The 15,992-nt window shown below is 40.5% G+C and carries 14 protein-coding genes; 11 read left to right on the top strand and 3 right to left on the bottom strand.

Annotated features, from left to right (window positions below):
* Positions 1–524, bottom strand: a 524-nt coding sequence (locus tag H5154_RS21245) for a hypothetical protein (RefSeq protein ID WP_182719532.1), incomplete at its 3' end; no start/stop codon positions are given.
* Between the two features lie 528 nt (positions 525–1,052).
* Here H5154_RS21245 and H5154_RS21240 point away from each other — a divergent pair.
* A complete protein-coding gene (locus tag H5154_RS21240; protein WP_182719531.1) occupies positions 1,053–1,805 on the top strand; it encodes a sulfite exporter TauE/SafE family protein in 753 nt (250 codons plus the stop codon).
* 127 nt (positions 1,806–1,932) lie between these two features.
* On the opposite strand, the gene H5154_RS21235 is transcribed toward H5154_RS21240, so the two are convergent.
* Both H5154_RS21235 and H5154_RS21230 read right to left on the bottom strand, forming a co-directional pair.
* Positions 1,933–2,730, bottom strand: a complete 798-nt coding sequence (locus H5154_RS21235) for a hypothetical protein (protein WP_145242932.1) — start codon at positions 2,728–2,730, stop codon at positions 1,933–1,935.
* 18 nt (positions 2,731–2,748) lie between these two features.
* Positions 2,749–3,261 carry a hypothetical protein gene (locus H5154_RS21230; RefSeq protein ID WP_145242933.1) on the bottom strand — a complete coding sequence of 171 codons (513 nt, stop codon included), beginning with the start codon at positions 3,259–3,261 and terminating at the stop codon, positions 2,749–2,751.
* Positions 3,262–3,398: 137 nt separating this feature from the next.
* On the opposite strand from H5154_RS21230, the gene H5154_RS21225 reads away from it, so the two are divergent.
* The 10 genes from H5154_RS21225 to H5154_RS21180 form a co-directional block, all read left to right on the top strand.
* Positions 3,399–4,454 carry a phytanoyl-CoA dioxygenase family protein gene (locus H5154_RS21225; RefSeq protein WP_145242935.1) on the top strand — a complete coding sequence of 352 codons (1,056 nt, stop codon included), beginning with the start codon at positions 3,399–3,401 and terminating at the stop codon, positions 4,452–4,454.
* Positions 4,455–5,005: 551 nt separating this feature from the next.
* Positions 5,006–5,680: an aspartyl/asparaginyl beta-hydroxylase domain-containing protein gene (locus tag H5154_RS21220; protein ID WP_145242937.1), complete on the top strand. Its 675-nt coding sequence runs from the start codon at positions 5,006–5,008 to the stop codon at positions 5,678–5,680.
* Positions 5,681–5,687: 7 nt separating this feature from the next.
* Positions 5,688–6,197: a GNAT family N-acetyltransferase gene (locus H5154_RS21215; RefSeq protein WP_145242939.1), complete on the top strand. Its 510-nt coding sequence runs from the start codon at positions 5,688–5,690 to the stop codon at positions 6,195–6,197.
* A 29-nt stretch (positions 6,198–6,226) separates the two neighbouring features.
* The gene (locus H5154_RS21210; protein ID WP_054205190.1) at positions 6,227–6,508 is read left to right on the top strand and encodes a DUF6916 family protein; all 282 of its coding nucleotides are present in this window, start codon (positions 6,227–6,229) and stop codon (positions 6,506–6,508) included.
* Positions 6,509–6,566: 58 nt separating this feature from the next.
* Positions 6,567–7,112 carry a phage tail protein gene (locus H5154_RS21205; protein WP_145242941.1) on the top strand — a complete coding sequence of 182 codons (546 nt, stop codon included), beginning with the start codon at positions 6,567–6,569 and terminating at the stop codon, positions 7,110–7,112.
* 14 nt (positions 7,113–7,126) lie between these two features.
* Complete coding sequence (locus tag H5154_RS21200; protein WP_054205192.1) at positions 7,127–7,657, top strand: phage tail protein; 531 nt, start codon at positions 7,127–7,129, stop codon at positions 7,655–7,657.
* A gap of 12 nt (positions 7,658–7,669) precedes the next feature.
* Entirely contained in the window at positions 7,670–8,206 is a 537-nt protein-coding gene (locus H5154_RS21195; protein WP_054205193.1) for a phage tail protein, read from the top strand.
* Between the two features lie 277 nt (positions 8,207–8,483).
* Positions 8,484–9,575, top strand: coding sequence for a S8/S53 family peptidase (locus H5154_RS21190; RefSeq protein ID WP_259398578.1), 1,092 nt, complete (start codon positions 8,484–8,486; stop codon positions 9,573–9,575).
* Positions 9,565–10,713, top strand: a complete 1,149-nt coding sequence (locus H5154_RS21185; protein ID WP_259398577.1) for a TIGR03032 family protein — start codon at positions 9,565–9,567, stop codon at positions 10,711–10,713. Before H5154_RS21190 ends, H5154_RS21185 begins: the two co-directional genes overlap by 11 nt.
* A gap of 5 nt (positions 10,714–10,718) precedes the next feature.
* Positions 10,719–15,992 (top strand): Ig-like domain-containing protein (locus tag H5154_RS21180; protein WP_259398576.1); only part of this gene is annotated, 5,274 nt, incomplete at its 3' end.

The raw sequence follows: 15,992 nt of genomic DNA, 5'->3' as shown, positions 1-15,992 counted from the left end.
CCGCGTTCAATAGCTTGGGCATTTAAATATTTTAGCCCACCTATTTTTTCAAGTTGAATTTGTGTTTGCTCGCGAATCATAATTTCAATTCGTTTTGCTTTTATAGCCAATCCCAAGTTTGGAATTCCCAGCCCTCTTAGTAAATCACCCGCATAATCAAAAATGTCTAAGTTATTATAGTTAAGTTCATTTGCACCTAGCTTTGCGTCAGCTTCACGATACTCTTCAATAATTTGTAGTATCGTACTTTCTTCTTTTACAACGACTATTGAATCAGCTTCTACGTGCCCAAGATAAGTTGTTACAGCGTAATTAATGAATTCATCAACCATTTTATTAAAGACGTTTGTTGCTGCTGTTAAATTATCGAGTTGTTGTATTTCCTCCACTAAATAGTCTTCAAGTTCATCCCGCACTAAATTTGTAAAAAACGCATCAGGATCTTCTATATCTAAGGGGTGAACGAGTTGACCATCAATATAAATATTTTCAATTTCATTTGTAGTTGGTTGATCACTTGTCATAAAAACACCTCATTGTGAAAAAATACGCGGCTTAAAATCGCTGTAAAAAGCATAAATATTGCTTTGAATAAGAACAGCATCTATAATCTTCGAACATACACGATAATATACAACTGCTGAAAGTATTATTTGTTATTTTTCATTTGCTTAAAGGGCTTCAGACGGCGGTTCATATCCCTTTCCGACAGCGAATTGGTAGTACCACAGCCAGTACCATAATATGAAATTTAAAATATCGTTATCTCTTTAATAACATAGGGTTATTTGGTTGATTGGGCTTCCCCCAGCTCCACCAATATCGGTTTTTAAATTCGTTGATTTAAAAACCCTAAAAAACCCACCAATTTGAGCAATCAGGTTGGTGGGTTTTTTATGTTTAAGGCGAGGTGTTTTATTGTTTTAATAGCTCATCGCTTATTTTTATTTTATTGAAATAAGCGCTTCATTTTACTGGTGCTTTAGGTACTCGCATCTTATTTTTACTCATGTTAACGTCATTATTCTCTTTTACTTGCCAAGTGATCTTATATGGAATTTTTAGCTGGCGATTTATTAACGCCGCTCAGCGTGATTGGGCTTATTATATTATCGGCTGTAACGTCGATGATTTCGGCGGCTTTTGGTGCTGGTGGCGGGTTGATGTTGTTGGTGGTGATGGCATCGTTATTGCCTATGAGTATTGTTATTCCGGTGCATGGGTTAGTGCAGCTGGGCTCAAATGCCAATAGGTTTATGCTGACTTTTAAACACCTTGATAAAAGTATGTTTGCGTTCTTTTCACTCGGTGGGCTTATTGGTGCGTTTGCTGCGTCGTCTATTGTGACCCGTATTCCACTTGAATTTATGAAAATTGTCGTGGCAGGGTTTGTACTTTATTTATTGTGGGGAATGACGCCAAAGCTGCGTGAAACCTCTGCTTTATGGCGCAGTACAGCTGGTGCTGTGACAACATTTTTATCAATGTTTGTTGGCGCGAGTGGCCCGTTAGTGGGCAGTTGTTTGTATGTTAATAATTACGAAAAGCTAAGATATACCGCTACTTTTTCCGCTTGTATGAGTGTGCAGCATACCTTTAAAGCTATTTTGTATGGCTTTGTGGGCTTTTCGTTTTGGCAGTGGTTGCCTTTAGTTGCGGCAATGATCATAAGTGGTGGGCTTGGCACTTGGCTTGGTTTGCAGTTATTACAGCGTATTTCTGCCGATAAGTTTAAACGTATTTTTCGGGCTATTTTAACCTTACTTGCGCTGCAATTGGCATGGCAGGGCTTGCAAGCGTTCTAGCTAATAATTTGTTAAAGCGCTATAAACCTAGGTGTCATAGCGCTTTATAAATTCTAAGGAGTACAGGGACAAGGGCAGGCTTTTCTATTACACATCATTACAATGAGTGTTGCACTGATATTCTAAATCACACTGACTTTGGTAACGATGAATAGGCAATCACAGCGGCATCCCTGTGTGCTAGATCGGGGTGCTGTAACTTTTTACTGTATTCATCACAAAAGATGATTGCATCTCCTTTTGTTATCAATAAAGGGTCGTGAGTGAAGTTTAATAACAGCGATTGCCAGCGCTGTATAATTTCTTTTGGTGGGCTTGGCAGAACTTTTAATATTGCTTTTGATTGGGTAAATTGGCTGTTTATTGCGATGTTTAGCATGTCGTCGTTTGCAGCTCCTAGCCAGCTAGTACCGTTATCGCCAACACATAAAAGTGGCATATAAGGCGCAAGAGCTGGGCATACATCATTTCTATACACCTCAACTTTCCAATAGTTACGGGCTATTTTTACAAACTGAGTAAAATCTTTAATTGGGGTAAAGTTTGATGTCGCTAAAGGCAAAATCTCTACTCTGGGTTTATTGGCATTCACGGTGTCGTTAGAAACATCAATATACCAAGGGCCAATAATAAATGCGTTTTGAAAATACTCATCCCGCAGTGAACCCCATGCTTTTTGTAAAGGATTGCCCTGTGCAATAAGACCTTTTAATAAGCTAAGCCCTGGTTTGTTTGTGTGCGGCAGTTGTGCTTGTAGTAATGTAAATACCTCGTCTCTTATTTCTCTACAGCGGCCAATTGGATAAGGTTTTTCAGCAAAGTACGGCATAGTAGGTGCAAGTGTTAAATCGGCTATTAATCTTAGTTGAGCTAAGTCAGCACATAGTAAAGTAAGCTGCTCTGAGGAAAAGTTATTATCAAGCACGTATATTCCTTATCGTATTTATTGTAATTTTTTTAGTTGAGCTTGTGTGTAGGCGTCATCTCTAAGCCACCTCAACATGTTTGGATAACCGTTGGGGTGATCAGGTTGTTCGCACATAAACCATGAATACAACAGCGGATAGCCAAAGCCAGTATTATTGCTAAAAGCGGTTATTAAGCTAGCTGAACTGCCTTTATAACCGTGTTGATGAAATAAAACATCGGGTGCAATATTTAAGTAACAGGCTGCGGCCCATGACCATGCAATCGCGGTCATTTCTTCTGCGGCTTGGTGATCATGGTTTTTCATATCGCCGGTTAAACAGGTTCTGTTTGTCTCTGAGGTTACTGCAATATGCCCTGCTTCATGAAGGATGTCACCAGGGTAGAGGCATTTTTCTAAATCAAGTAGTAAAGTTCCCTGGGCTACTTTAATTCCCGGCAAAAAAGTCTTTTCGTTTAACGTTTGATACCTGTGCTTTATTCCAATATGAGTAACAAAGGCGAGAATTTTTTCAATCTCAGTGTTCATACCACTCCCTGTATTTAGCAATTACAATTGTTGCTTACAGTAATATAGCACTCTATTCTAACTAAGTTTAGTTAGCGTTAATAAATCAATTTAAGGTGTTTTGCTTGTCTAAAATCAGGCAAGAAAAAGGAGTTATTATGCAAAATGAATTGATAGCAAAAGTGCCATCTCTGCACACAACAGCGCAGAGCATACTACCTTGTTATAAAGAAACTGGGCGCTTAGGTCTATTTCAATTAAAACGAATGTGGCACAAAGCGCAATTACAAAAACAAGGCTGTGCGGATAAAAAAATAATAGAAGGCGAATGGTCGCTTGATGTCATGATCATGGATACTTTAGGCTTAGGGCTCACACCGACGATAGAATTCATTTTTTCATCGGATAGTTTTTTAACGTTCGAAAACTGGGTAGAACAGCGTTATGGCATAGCTATTTCAAATACAGTTAAAAGTAAGTTAAATGAAAAGGTAGCAGCATTTTTTCAGCAAAAAGACCCAAAACAACAAAAAATATTACTAAATCAGCCTCGTCATTATGTTTTAACGTCACAGCAGTGGCAAAGCTGGGATGATAATGGTTACGTTATTATTCCTGAGTTGGTGGAAAAAACGCTATGTGAAAACGTTTGTAATATGATTTATGAACGTTTGAATATGGATAAACACAATCCTGCTTCATGGTACCGAAATCATGATCTTAAACAAGGAGTTATGGTACAAATTTTTAATGATATAACAATGCAAGCTATTCGGAAGCAGCCTCAGGTGCGGGATGTTTTTGAGCAACTGTGGGGTAAAAGTAATTTAACTGTAAGTACTGATAGGGTTGGTTTTAACCCGCCAGAGACATTGAGTTGGCAGTTTCCCGGGCCAAATCTGCACTGGGATATTAATTTTAATAAACCGCTCACCTTTGCAACGCAAGGGTTACTGTACCTTACTGACGTTACCGCTGATCAAGGTGCGTTTAGTTGTGTTCCTGGTTTTCATAAAAAAATAGACGGCTGGCTTGCTAGCTTACCTAAAAACACCAATCCACATCATTTTAATTGCCAACAATGGCACAGTACGCCTTTGCCTGCAAAAGCGGGCAGTTTAATTGTTTGGCAACATACACTGCCGCATGGTAGTTGTCCAAATAGGACGAATAGTCCTCGAATTGTGCAATATATAAATATGAGCTCATTATAAAGCTAAGCAAATCAAGCCTGCAGTTATTTATAAGAATAAAAATGATGCCATGTAATAACGTGTAATGTTTTTTATAACACTCCTGTGCCATGCTCAAGATAATTTAAATTAAGCTGCATTTACTAAGCCTTTTATTTTTTTTATGGTTTTTTATGATGTTTGATATAAGTCAAATAAATTAAAGCTATATAAAATAAATGAAAATTAAAGTTGTACCCTATAGCTTTTAAACTAAGCTCTTAACTGAATGTAGCATTAATTCCCTAATAGAATTTAGCACGATAATTGGATATCAAAGGAATATTTCAGTATGGAAGCACAAAGTTCACAGCTTACAAAGCGTTTACGGCGCGCAAAACCAATAATTTGTTATTTAAAGTCTTTACTTAAAATGCAATTAGAGTCATTTGCTAAAGCCGTTATAGTGAGTGAAAGTAGCTCAACATACCGCAACAATATACATACAGAAATCGATTTCACCCCCATCCTGTATACACTTTGTTTTAAGATTAAATACTTGCTCATTCATTCTCTTCGTTTGAGAACAAATAATGAATGATGACATACTTATTCCTGAAGTTGTTAATGCTGGTGAGAATATAGTCTCTCCAGTCATTTCGTTTGCCAAGCTTGAAATTTTTTATAATGTAAAAAAGATGTCTGCCGATTTGCTTGTAGCAAAAAAATTAGAATGGGTTAGACATGTTAATACCCAGTGTTATCAGGGCGATTGGGATGTATTGCCTTTAAGAGTGCCTGTTGAACATGCTGATAAGCATGTGATTCTGCAATCTTTCGCAATTGAGTCTAGCTCAAGTTTTATTGATGGCGATCACCTTCAATATTTACCTTCTATTAGTGAGTTATTGTCACAATTTAAATGTAATATTTTATCTGCACGGCTTATGCGCCTTTCCCCCAACTCTTTGATTAAACCCCACCGAGACCTTGGATTGAGTATTGAGCTATCAGCCCAGGCACGTATTCATATTTCTTTAGAGACATCTGAACATGTTGAATTTTTAGTGGATGATTTAAAAGTTCCAATAAGTCAGAGCAGCTGTTGGTATATAAATGCCGATGCGGAACATTCTGTAATAAATACTGGTGATACACCAAGAATCAACCTTGTCATAGACTGTAATGTTAATGAGTGGTTGTTGGATTTAATTATGAACTCTAAAGAAAAAACATATTGTAGTAAAAAAAGTAAGCTAAGGAGCTAAAGAGGTAATGAAACTTAATATTCCTAAGGGCTTAAATATAAGACCGTCAAATGCAAACGATAAGCCTTTTTTAGAAAAGCTGCATAGTTTAATGCGACAAGACTTACAGTTAATTGATGGCGAAAAAGATTTTGTAGAGTCAATTGTGGAAATGCAGTTTAAAGCTCAAACCCAAGGGTATGGAGATAAGTTCCCCAATGCAATGTACTTTATTATTGAAAAACATCATGAAGCAATCGGTAAGGCAACCATTGATTTTGGCCCAAATGAAATTCGTATCGTCGATATTGGCTTTTTACCAAGTGCGAGAGGGCATGGTTTTGGCTCAGCGATAATTCAATCGTTTCAAAGTGCCGCATTACAATCTGGTGCACCTTTAACACTGACCGTTGAGCAACATAATTTTGCTGCTAAGCAGTTGTATGCGCGTTTAGGGTTTCAAGTTGAATCAATTAGCCCGCCATATGAATTTATGGCGTGGTACCCACACCCAGTGAAATTAATGAGTGGTGTGTGACTAAGCGAAGTTAAACACAGGAGTTGAATATGGAAAAGTTTACGTTTGAAAATGTTGAAAGAGCACAAGGGTCAATTGTTAAGGTTGCTGGTCAAGATGGTGAAGTAGAGTTAAAGGTATCATCAGTTGATAGAACAAAACTGAATGGGGAACAATGGGATGCATTTCGTGTTTTGCTTAAAGGCTCTGCAAATGAACCTTTAGAACAAGGCACATATAGACTCACACACGATGCATTTAATGATGCAGAGCTGTTTCTATCACCAAATAGCGAAACTGAGTATGAGATATACATCACGACACAAAAATAGTACTTCGTGTTTAATAGACTAAATTATTCGTTTAATAAAAGTGAGTAGGGAGATTTATATGGCTGATCCGTTTATATCTGAAATACGACCATTTGCGTTTGATTTTGCCCCAAAAAATTGGGCATTCTGTAATGGTGGAGTGATCGCAATTACACAGAATGGGGCACTGTATGCTCTATTAGGGACTCAGTTTGGTGGTAACGGAACAAGTGATTTTAAGTTACCGGACTTACGGGGGCGCACGCCTATCGGTAGTGGGTTTTTGAGCACTGAAAACCGTCCCTTTTATGCTGGAGATAGTTCAGGGGAGGAAACGGTTAGGTTAACGTTAGATGAAATGCCAGCGCATACGCATGCAGTAAAAGCTACGGCTAGCATAGCCGCTAATAGCCCCGCGTTTACAGATCGTATATTTTCTGAATCAAAGGATAATAAGGGTACCTCAGCTGAACCTTTCGTATACGGTTCATCGTTAGATTTGACAGAACTTGCTCAGGATGTTGTTAGTAGTAGCGGGAGTGGGTCGCCACATACTAATCTTCAACCTTTACTCGTACTTAATTTTTGTATTGCACTGGAAGGTACCTTTCCAGCTAGAAATTAAAAAAGGAAACTAGCATGTCTGAGTCATTTGTCGGTGAAATAAAAATGATTGCTACTACATTCTCACCTAGGCAGTGGGCATTTTGTAGCGGGTCTACTTTTTCAATAAGTCAAAACCAAGTGTTATTTGCATTGATTGGCGCACAATATGGCGGTGATGGGCGCTCGTCATTTATGCTGCCTGATTTAAGAGGGCGTGTACCCGTACATTTTGGGCAAGGCCCAGGATTACAACCTTACCCTATAGCGCGTCAGGCTGGCGTAGAAAAAGTGACGCTTCTACCACAGCAGATGCCAGCACACACCCATAGCTTGCAGGCAAATAATAATCGTGCAACTACATCTACAGCCATTGGTAATGTTTTGGCGAGAAGCCCTGCAACTGAGTCAACTTATATATCAGGCGCTGTCACGGGAGAAAGTCAGCAACTAAATGACGCTGCAGTTGAAACTGTGGGTGCTAATGAGCCGCATACTAATATGATGCCTTATTTGGCTATACATTTTATTATTTGCCTCAACGGCCTCTTCCCATCAAGAAATTAAAGGAGAAATATTATGGCTGAACCATTTATGGCTGAAATTAGAATATTTGGTCTTACGTATAGTCCTAGAGCTTGGGCTAAATGCGCAGGGCAAATACTCAGTATTTCACAATCTACAGCGCTATTTAGTTTGCTGGGAACTAATTTCGGTGGTGATGGACGAACAACATTTGGAGTCCCTGATTTACAAGGCAGAGCACCAATGCATGCGGGATCAGGGATAGGACTAACGACTCGGCCATTTTCTACCTTTGGTGGTGTTAGCCAAGTAGCGTTGGCCCCCATACAGCTACCTAAGCATGACCATGTTATTTCAGGTGTATTTCAAGCTGGTAATACTGACCAACCAAGTGATAATCAACTTGCAATAGACGTTGCCTCCTCAGGTGGTGCACTGCGATATACTGCGCCACTGGATAGTAATACAAGTGCTATGAGTAGCAGCAGTTTAGCATCGTCAGGTAAGAGTCAGCGGCATGAAAATATGCAACCTAGCTTAGCGTTAAACTTTTGCATTGCACTAGATGGAATTTATCCACCAAGAAATTGATGTGTGAGAATACAGATTTTAGTTTGAAATCTGTATTCTACATATGATGAAAAACCATTATGTTTGTGCAGGAAGTAAGTTATATGTTGTTTGAAAGAGCTCTGTTGGTTGTTATTTACTTATGTTGAAATACCTTAATTGGCATATTGTTTTCAGCTGTTTAATTATAGTTGTGTGCTTATTTGCAAGAGATGTATCTGCTCAGGCGAGTTTAGACAAGCTGCAATTTAAAAGCTCTAAAGGTAGTGTTGTATTTGCCAAGCATGACAGTAATTTTTTGATTGATGATGCAGGGAAGATGTACGCTTTTAACAAAAAAATAATAATACTCTCTTTGCTATCAGTCGATGAGATCTCACAGCTACATGATGAAATAAAACAAGTTCAAGTAATCGCTAATATAGGAAGTGAATTGGTTTACTGGGTAACACCTAGACCCGAATATTTTTTTGATGTTTATTTAGCGTTAAGCAAACATCAAGATGTGCTAGAGATCGAACCAGATATTGCACCTGTCACAAAGTTAGTTACGTCAGGAACAAGCAGGCAGACTAGCAGCGTGCTTGTGTCACAAAATGCTCCTTTATGCGATAAACCAGAGAATACTGTGCGGGTTGCAATTATTGATGACGGCTTTGATTTTACTCACCCAGAGTTTGATGATTTAACAGTATTGTTTGAATATGATCCTGATGAAAAAACACTGGCAACCAGTGCTAAAAACCCAACTGATTACCATGGTACACGTGTTGTTGGAGTTATTGCTGCAAAGCAAGATAATATAGGGGTTGAGGGTTTCGCACCGACTAGTGAAATAATAGCTATCAGGCAAGTTTCAACATGGTCATCTTCTATAATATTGGCATTTCAGGTCGCTAAGTTGATGAAAGCGGATGTTATCAACTGTAGTTGGGTTTTACCGTTATTATCGGGTATTACGTCACTGGTAATTGAGAATGTTGCATCTGCATCAAATGCACCTATTATCGTTGTTTCAGCAGGAAATTCGGGTAAGAAAGCTTGTGAAGTCAATCATCTATCGGCATTAAGTTCAGTGGTTGTTATAGGGGCAATAAATAAAAATGGGAATGTTGCTGAGTTTTCTAATTATGGGCAATGTGTTGATTATTACGCCCCTTCTTCAATTGCATCAACGTCACTTAATGGGTATGTAAATTTTGGTGGCACCTCATCATCAGCCGCTATTGTTTCAGGCGTTGTGGCACAGCTAAAAGCATGCGGAGTTGAATACCCGTTAACAAAATTAACGATGGTTGAAAATATTTTGCCTGCACATGTAGTTAATAAAAATAATATAAAGAGTGTAACTTTGATTAGATCAAAAGGTAGTGAAATTAATGAGCACTGAAATGGAACCGTTAGATTTTAGTAGCACCCACAGTGACAACTTCCCAAAAATATTGGCTCAGTTGGGCGTATCGTTGATTGCGACAAGTTATCAATCACAACGTGTTATTTTAGTGCGTTCCAATAATGGCAAGCTAGAAACAAAATTAAAGGCATTTCCAAGACCAATGGGACTTTATGCCGACGAAAATAGGGTCACGCTTGGAACACTAAATCAAGTAATCGACTTTCAAAAAACACCAAGTGGTTATGCTGATGTTATTAATGGGAACCTTGATCGTTATGAAGAGTTGCCAAAAAAATTACAAGATAATGAACTCAGAGATAGCCCCAAATTTCGTGAAGAGTGGGATGAACAAGTCAAAAGTGTAAAGGCAGCCGACAGTTTGTTTATAGAAAGAGCGACTTTATCAACAGGTATGATCAACATCCATGATATTTGTTGGGGTAATGATGGTTTGTGGGTAGTTAACTCGATGTTCTCTTGTTTAAGTAAGTTAAGTCCTGACCATAGTTTTGTCGCTGCTTGGGTGCCGTCGTTTATTTCAGAACTGAAGCCGGAAAATAGATGCCATTTAAATGGCATGGCGTTGTTAGATGGTGTGCCTCGTTATGCTACAGCCTTTAGTGAATCAGATACAGCACAAGGTTGGCGTGAAGAGCTAGGGAATAAAGGGGTGCTTATTGATGTCGTTGAAAATAAGGTCATCAAATCAGGTATTTCAATGCCACATTCGCCAAGATGCCACGCAGGCAAGGTGTATTATTGTGCATCTGGAGATGGCGATATTCATGTATACGATCCAAAGTCAGGTACTAATAGAGTTTTATGTGAGTTGCAAGGTTTTACAAGGGGAATGACGTTCTTTGGTGACTTGATGCTTGTCGGTACGAGTACATTACGTAAATCAGAAGAGCATATTCGCTTTAAAGCAAACCCAAGATTATTAGATGGGAAAAGTGTGTGCGCAATATGGTTAGTGAATGTAAATACAGGTGAGGTGGTAGGTAATTTGACTTTTACGGGTGATGTAAAACAGATTTACGATATTGCTGTTGTACCGAACAGCAGGAAACCAGAGCTATTTCAAAGCTCAGACGCGTTGTCTAGCCATATTTTTGAATTTTGTCGAGGATGAGTATCATGGAACGTTTAAGCTTAAATAAAACTTTTTTAGGGGTTGCGATTTCTGCAGTAATAGCTAGCGGGGCTTACGCAGAAACAGTAAATGAAGCTGTAGATTTAAAACAATTTTCAAAAAAGTTAGCGCTAGAAACTGAAGATGAAATAGTTGGTATAGAGTCAAAAAGCCCATTTTCGACATTTAGTCGAGGGCAAAAAGCCCAATCACACTTAGTAAACCCAGATATAAATAATACATTAAGCTTTTTAAAAGAGCAGGGATTACTTGAAACGAATGAACAAAAAGTAAGTATTGTTAAGGGCGATAATACACAAGTAAAAAGTGATTTACTAATAAGAAAGGTGTTTGCAAGTGCAAACTGCACCCTACCAGGCGGGGCGTGCACCACTGTAAGCTCTTCTAGCTGTACTTTGAGAGGTGGTAGTGTTGGCGCTTGTGGGTCATCGCCAGAAATAGATGTTGAAGAAAGTGGATCGACAACTGTAAGCGAAGACTTTGGCAGTGTTGCAGCGGATGGTGTAGCAACTACAACAAAAACCTTTACGGTAAAAAATGAAGGCACTGGTAATTTAACGACTACGGCTGTTTCTATAACAAGTGGAAGTAGCGACTTTTCAATTACAGGCGGTACATGTGCTACGAATGGTCAAACATTAAGCTCAGGTATGCAATGTACGATACTTGTAACTGTACAAACGACAACAGTTGGTGGGATATCAGGTAATTTAAGAATTAGCAACACTGATGCAAATGAGAGTATGTATAATGTGTCTTTGAGTGCCACAGGTACTTCTACAAATTCAGCGCCTGTTGTTGATTTAAATGGTGGGATTCCAGGTACAGGGAGTTCAGTGTCATTTACCGAAGGTAGTGGTGCTGTAAATATTGCGCCCGATGCTAGTGCAGAGGATAGTGATGGCGATACAATAACAACAATAACCGTTGCATTAACCAACGATCAAAATGGCGCCTCAGAAGGCCTGAACGTAACAGCTGCGGCGCAAAACGCACTCACGGGTGGGTCTGCGGCGGATATTATACTTCAAGACACAATTTCTATCACAGGGGCAACCGTAACGGCCGCTGAAGTGGCTACCTTTTTGCAGAATATCACTTACGATAATACTTCAAATACGCCCGATGAAACTGCTAGAACGGTGACAGTGGTAATTAATGATGGCACTGTAAATAGTGTAAGTCGTACAGCGACAATTTCGGTTGCTAATATTACTTCAGCGAGTTCTGCCGCTGCTGGATTTAGTACCTTAAACGGTATAAATTTAAGCCCAGCAATTACATTTAGTGACGATAATGAAACATTAAATATTAACAATGCAGCGCATATTACAGGGTCAACGGCTGATGGCGGCGGCGGTACCGATACAATCAGTGTTGTTACCGGGAGCGACTTAACTGGGTTCACAAGCTTAACGGGTTTTGAAACCTTAACGCCCTATAACAATGGTTCATTGACATTAAGTGAAACGCAGCATGACAGTTTCACTACTATAAATGGTACAGGTACAAATCAATTTACTATCGCTAGTGCCGATGGCGATCAAACGCTAACGGGTGATGCGGATATTGAAACTTATGTGCTTGGCGCTGCAATGATCTTTACGCTTGGTAGCGCAGCGCAAAATGTAACTGGCAGCAGCGCAGATGATACCGTTAATATTAATGCCTTCACGGTAACAGGTACATTGAACGGCGCTGCGGGTACCGATATATTGCAGGCTGGCACTGGTGCTGATCTTAGTGGTGCAACAATATCTGCCTTTGAATCATTAACACTTGCCAGTGGTGCGAGTGTATTGATGACTGAGGCACAGCACGATAGTTTTACAACGTTTACAGCACCAGGCACAGAAACGATAACTATTAGCTCAGCAACGGATGGACTAACAGGCAACAGTGCGATTGAAACGTATGTTTTATCTGCACCAAATGCATTCACCCTTGGCGCTGCAGGGCAAAATTTTACTGGTAGCACCGGCGACGATACTCTCAATATTGGCTCAGTTAGCGCAATCGGTATTTTAGCGGGCAACACCGGCACTGATACGTTATCTATTGGTAGTGGTGGCAGTATTTCTGGCGCCACAATTAGCGGCTTTGAAAACTTGACGGTAGCAAGTGGCGGTTCAGCAAGTATTGCTGCATCACAGCTAGCATTGTTCTCAGGCACTGTATCAGGCAGTGGTAATGAGACGCTAGATATTTTAGGTGATGGTAATTTCGCTACAGTATCAGCAATTGAAAGCTACACATTAAATGACGATAGCACGAACGCGCGTACAGTATCTATTAGTGCCGCGGGGCACTCAGTAACAGCTAGCTCCGTAACTGATGCCATTACGTTTGATATTGGCACACTAGCTTATACGGGAACAATTACCGGCGAAAATAGTGTTGCTGATACATTGTCTATGAGTAGCGGCGCAAACATTAGTAATGCCACGATTAGTAATGTGACTAATTTAACACTCGCTTCGGGTGCGTCAGTATCGATGACGGCCAGCCAGCATAGTAGTTTTACGGGCACCATAACAGCGCCTGGTTCAGAAACGATTACTATCACCGGTGATGGTGATTTCACAACCTTAACTGGTATTGAAAGCTACGATGCAGCTGATGACAGTACAAACACCAGAACAATCACCGTATCAACAGGGACCACTAATGTTACGGCTGGTTCGTCAACCGACGCCATAATTTTTGCAATTGGTAACAGTGCATACACGGGCACGTTAATTGGCGAAAATAGTGTTGCCGACCAAGTACAAGTAACTGATGGTGCAGACATTAGCGGCGGTGGATTTTTAAATATAGGCACTCTTTCGTTAGCTAGTGGCGCAACAGTGGCTATTGATGCCGCTAATATTGGTAATTTTAGCACTGCTATAACGGGTAGTGCGGGTACTGAAACACTGAAACTTATGGATGGTGGGGCGTTTGATTTTACCAGTACCTCAGTGTCTGCTGTTGAAGGCGTGGCAATAGGAACTGACAATAATGCCACAGTAACCTTAACTGACAACTTTAATGCCAATGGTCAAGCAGTATCAGTGTCAAATGCGAGTGGCGGTGAAATTACAGCAGCCCTATCAATAAATGCTTCAGCCTTTGCCAGTGACATGTTGACGATTACAGCCAGCAATTTCAATGGCGATGATACTATTGTTGGCGGTAGCGGCGCAGATACCATCCGCCCTGGCGGTGGTACTGATTCGATGACGGGCAATGCAGGTAACGATAATTTTGTCGGCAGTGCATCACAATTATCAGGGGATACCATCACCGATCTAGCCGTAGGTGATACCTTAACGATTACTGGCGTGACAGGGCTTTCAAGTGCAAATGTGCGATTTAATGGCACGAGTACATTAGAAGTTGATACAGATGCCACCGATTTTAATATTTCTGAGCTTACGCTCTCATTAAGTAATTCACCAGGCTCAAGTTTAGCTTTTAGCGTTGCTGAAAGTGGTAGCGATACCATAATAACTTTTGTTGAGCCAAATAGCGCCCCCGTATTTAGTAGTTTGAATGGCGGTGCAACCTTCATTGAAAATGGCTCTGCAATTGTTATCGACTCTGATGTGACTATCGCTGATACTGAGCTCGATGCCCTTAATGGCGCAATTGGTAATTATAATAATGCCAGTTTAACTATTAGTCGAAACGGTGGGGCAAGTACTGAAGATGTTTTTGCGAACAATAACTTATTGGGCGCGCTAATTGAGGGCAATACGTTTACTTATAATTCGACCACAGTCGGAACGGTAACGACTAACTCCTCAGGTACCTTGGTACTGACCTTTAATGCTAATGCTACATCTGCAATTGTTGACTCAGTTTTACAAAGCATTACCTATCAAAATAGTTCCGAATCTCCATCATCATCAGTGACTTTGGATTATGTCTTTAATGATGGGATAGCAAACAGCGCGGGTACAAATCAAGCGATAGTGAATATTACTGGGCAAAATGATGCCCCAACGGATATTTCGCTTTCATCGGCAAGTATAAATCAATCATCAACTGGACCTGGTGCTAATATAGGGGCGCTTACTACCTCAGATGTAGATACCACCGACAGTCATAGTTATACGTTTGTAAGCTCAGGTGCAAGTGTAAACGGTACATGTAGCGCTGACACAAACAATAGCAGTTTTCAGATCAGTGGCACCTTAATTCAGACGCAAGCTGCACTTAGTGCAGGAAGTTACATTGTGTGCGTACAAAGTAACGATGCAACAACAACTTTTCAAAAAGCGTTTACTATAACGGTAAATGATAATGTTGCGCCAAGTGCGCCATCTACTCCTGATTTAAATGCGGCGGCTGATTCAGGGTTATCTACTACGGATAATATTACCAACGATACCACGCCAACATTTAGTGGCACTGCTGAGAGTGGTTCAACAGTTAGTCTTTACAGCGACCAAGTTGGCGCTGGAGCAACTGTAATCGGGTCAGGCATAGCGACCGATGGCAATTGGCAAATTACCACTAGCACTTTAACTGCTGGTTTAGACCATGCTATTTCAGCAAAAGCAACAGACTCAGCAAGTAATGTAAGTAGTAGCTCAAGCGCACTTACAGTGACAATTGACACAACCGCGCCGAGCGCACCGAGCGCAGCCGATCTAACTGCAGCCAGTGATAGTGGCTCTTCGAGTACAGATAATATAACCAATAATACAACACCTACTTTTACAGGTACAGGCACCACAGGCGACACTATTACTCTTATTTCAAGTGTTGATGGCTCAATAGGCAGTACTGTTGTTAGTGGTGGGGTGTGGAGTATCACCGTAGGCTCAGCAATGACGAGTGGCTCGCATACTATTGTGGCACGCGCGACGGACTCTGCTGGTAATATTACCAATGGAACGAGTACTACAATAACCATTGATACTAACGTGAGTGCACCGAGTATTACCACCCCGATTGAAGTAGATGGTCGGATCAATGCTGTGGAAGATGCGCATGTGCTTATACAAGGTAGCGGCGCTGACTCTGGCGCTACGGTTAATGTGACCATCAGCGATGGTTCGAATAACTTATCACGGACTGTGACGGCCGATGGCTCTGGGGCATGGACTATCAGTGGTAGTGAGTTTGATGTCAGCAGCTTTAATGATGGCACGCTCACCGTCAGCGCCACACAATCTGATGCGGCGGGTAACACCTCCAGTGCAACCAGCACCTCAGTGATTTTAGATAACGCAGCACCGAATGCCTTGACGATTGCCACCCCGATTGAG

It is taken from the genome of Pseudoalteromonas sp. SR44-5 (assembly GCF_014163675.1).
Taxonomy (GTDB): Bacteria; Pseudomonadota; Gammaproteobacteria; order Enterobacterales; family Alteromonadaceae; genus Pseudoalteromonas; species Pseudoalteromonas rhizosphaerae.
This window is presented reverse-complemented; position numbering and strand designations above follow the sequence as displayed.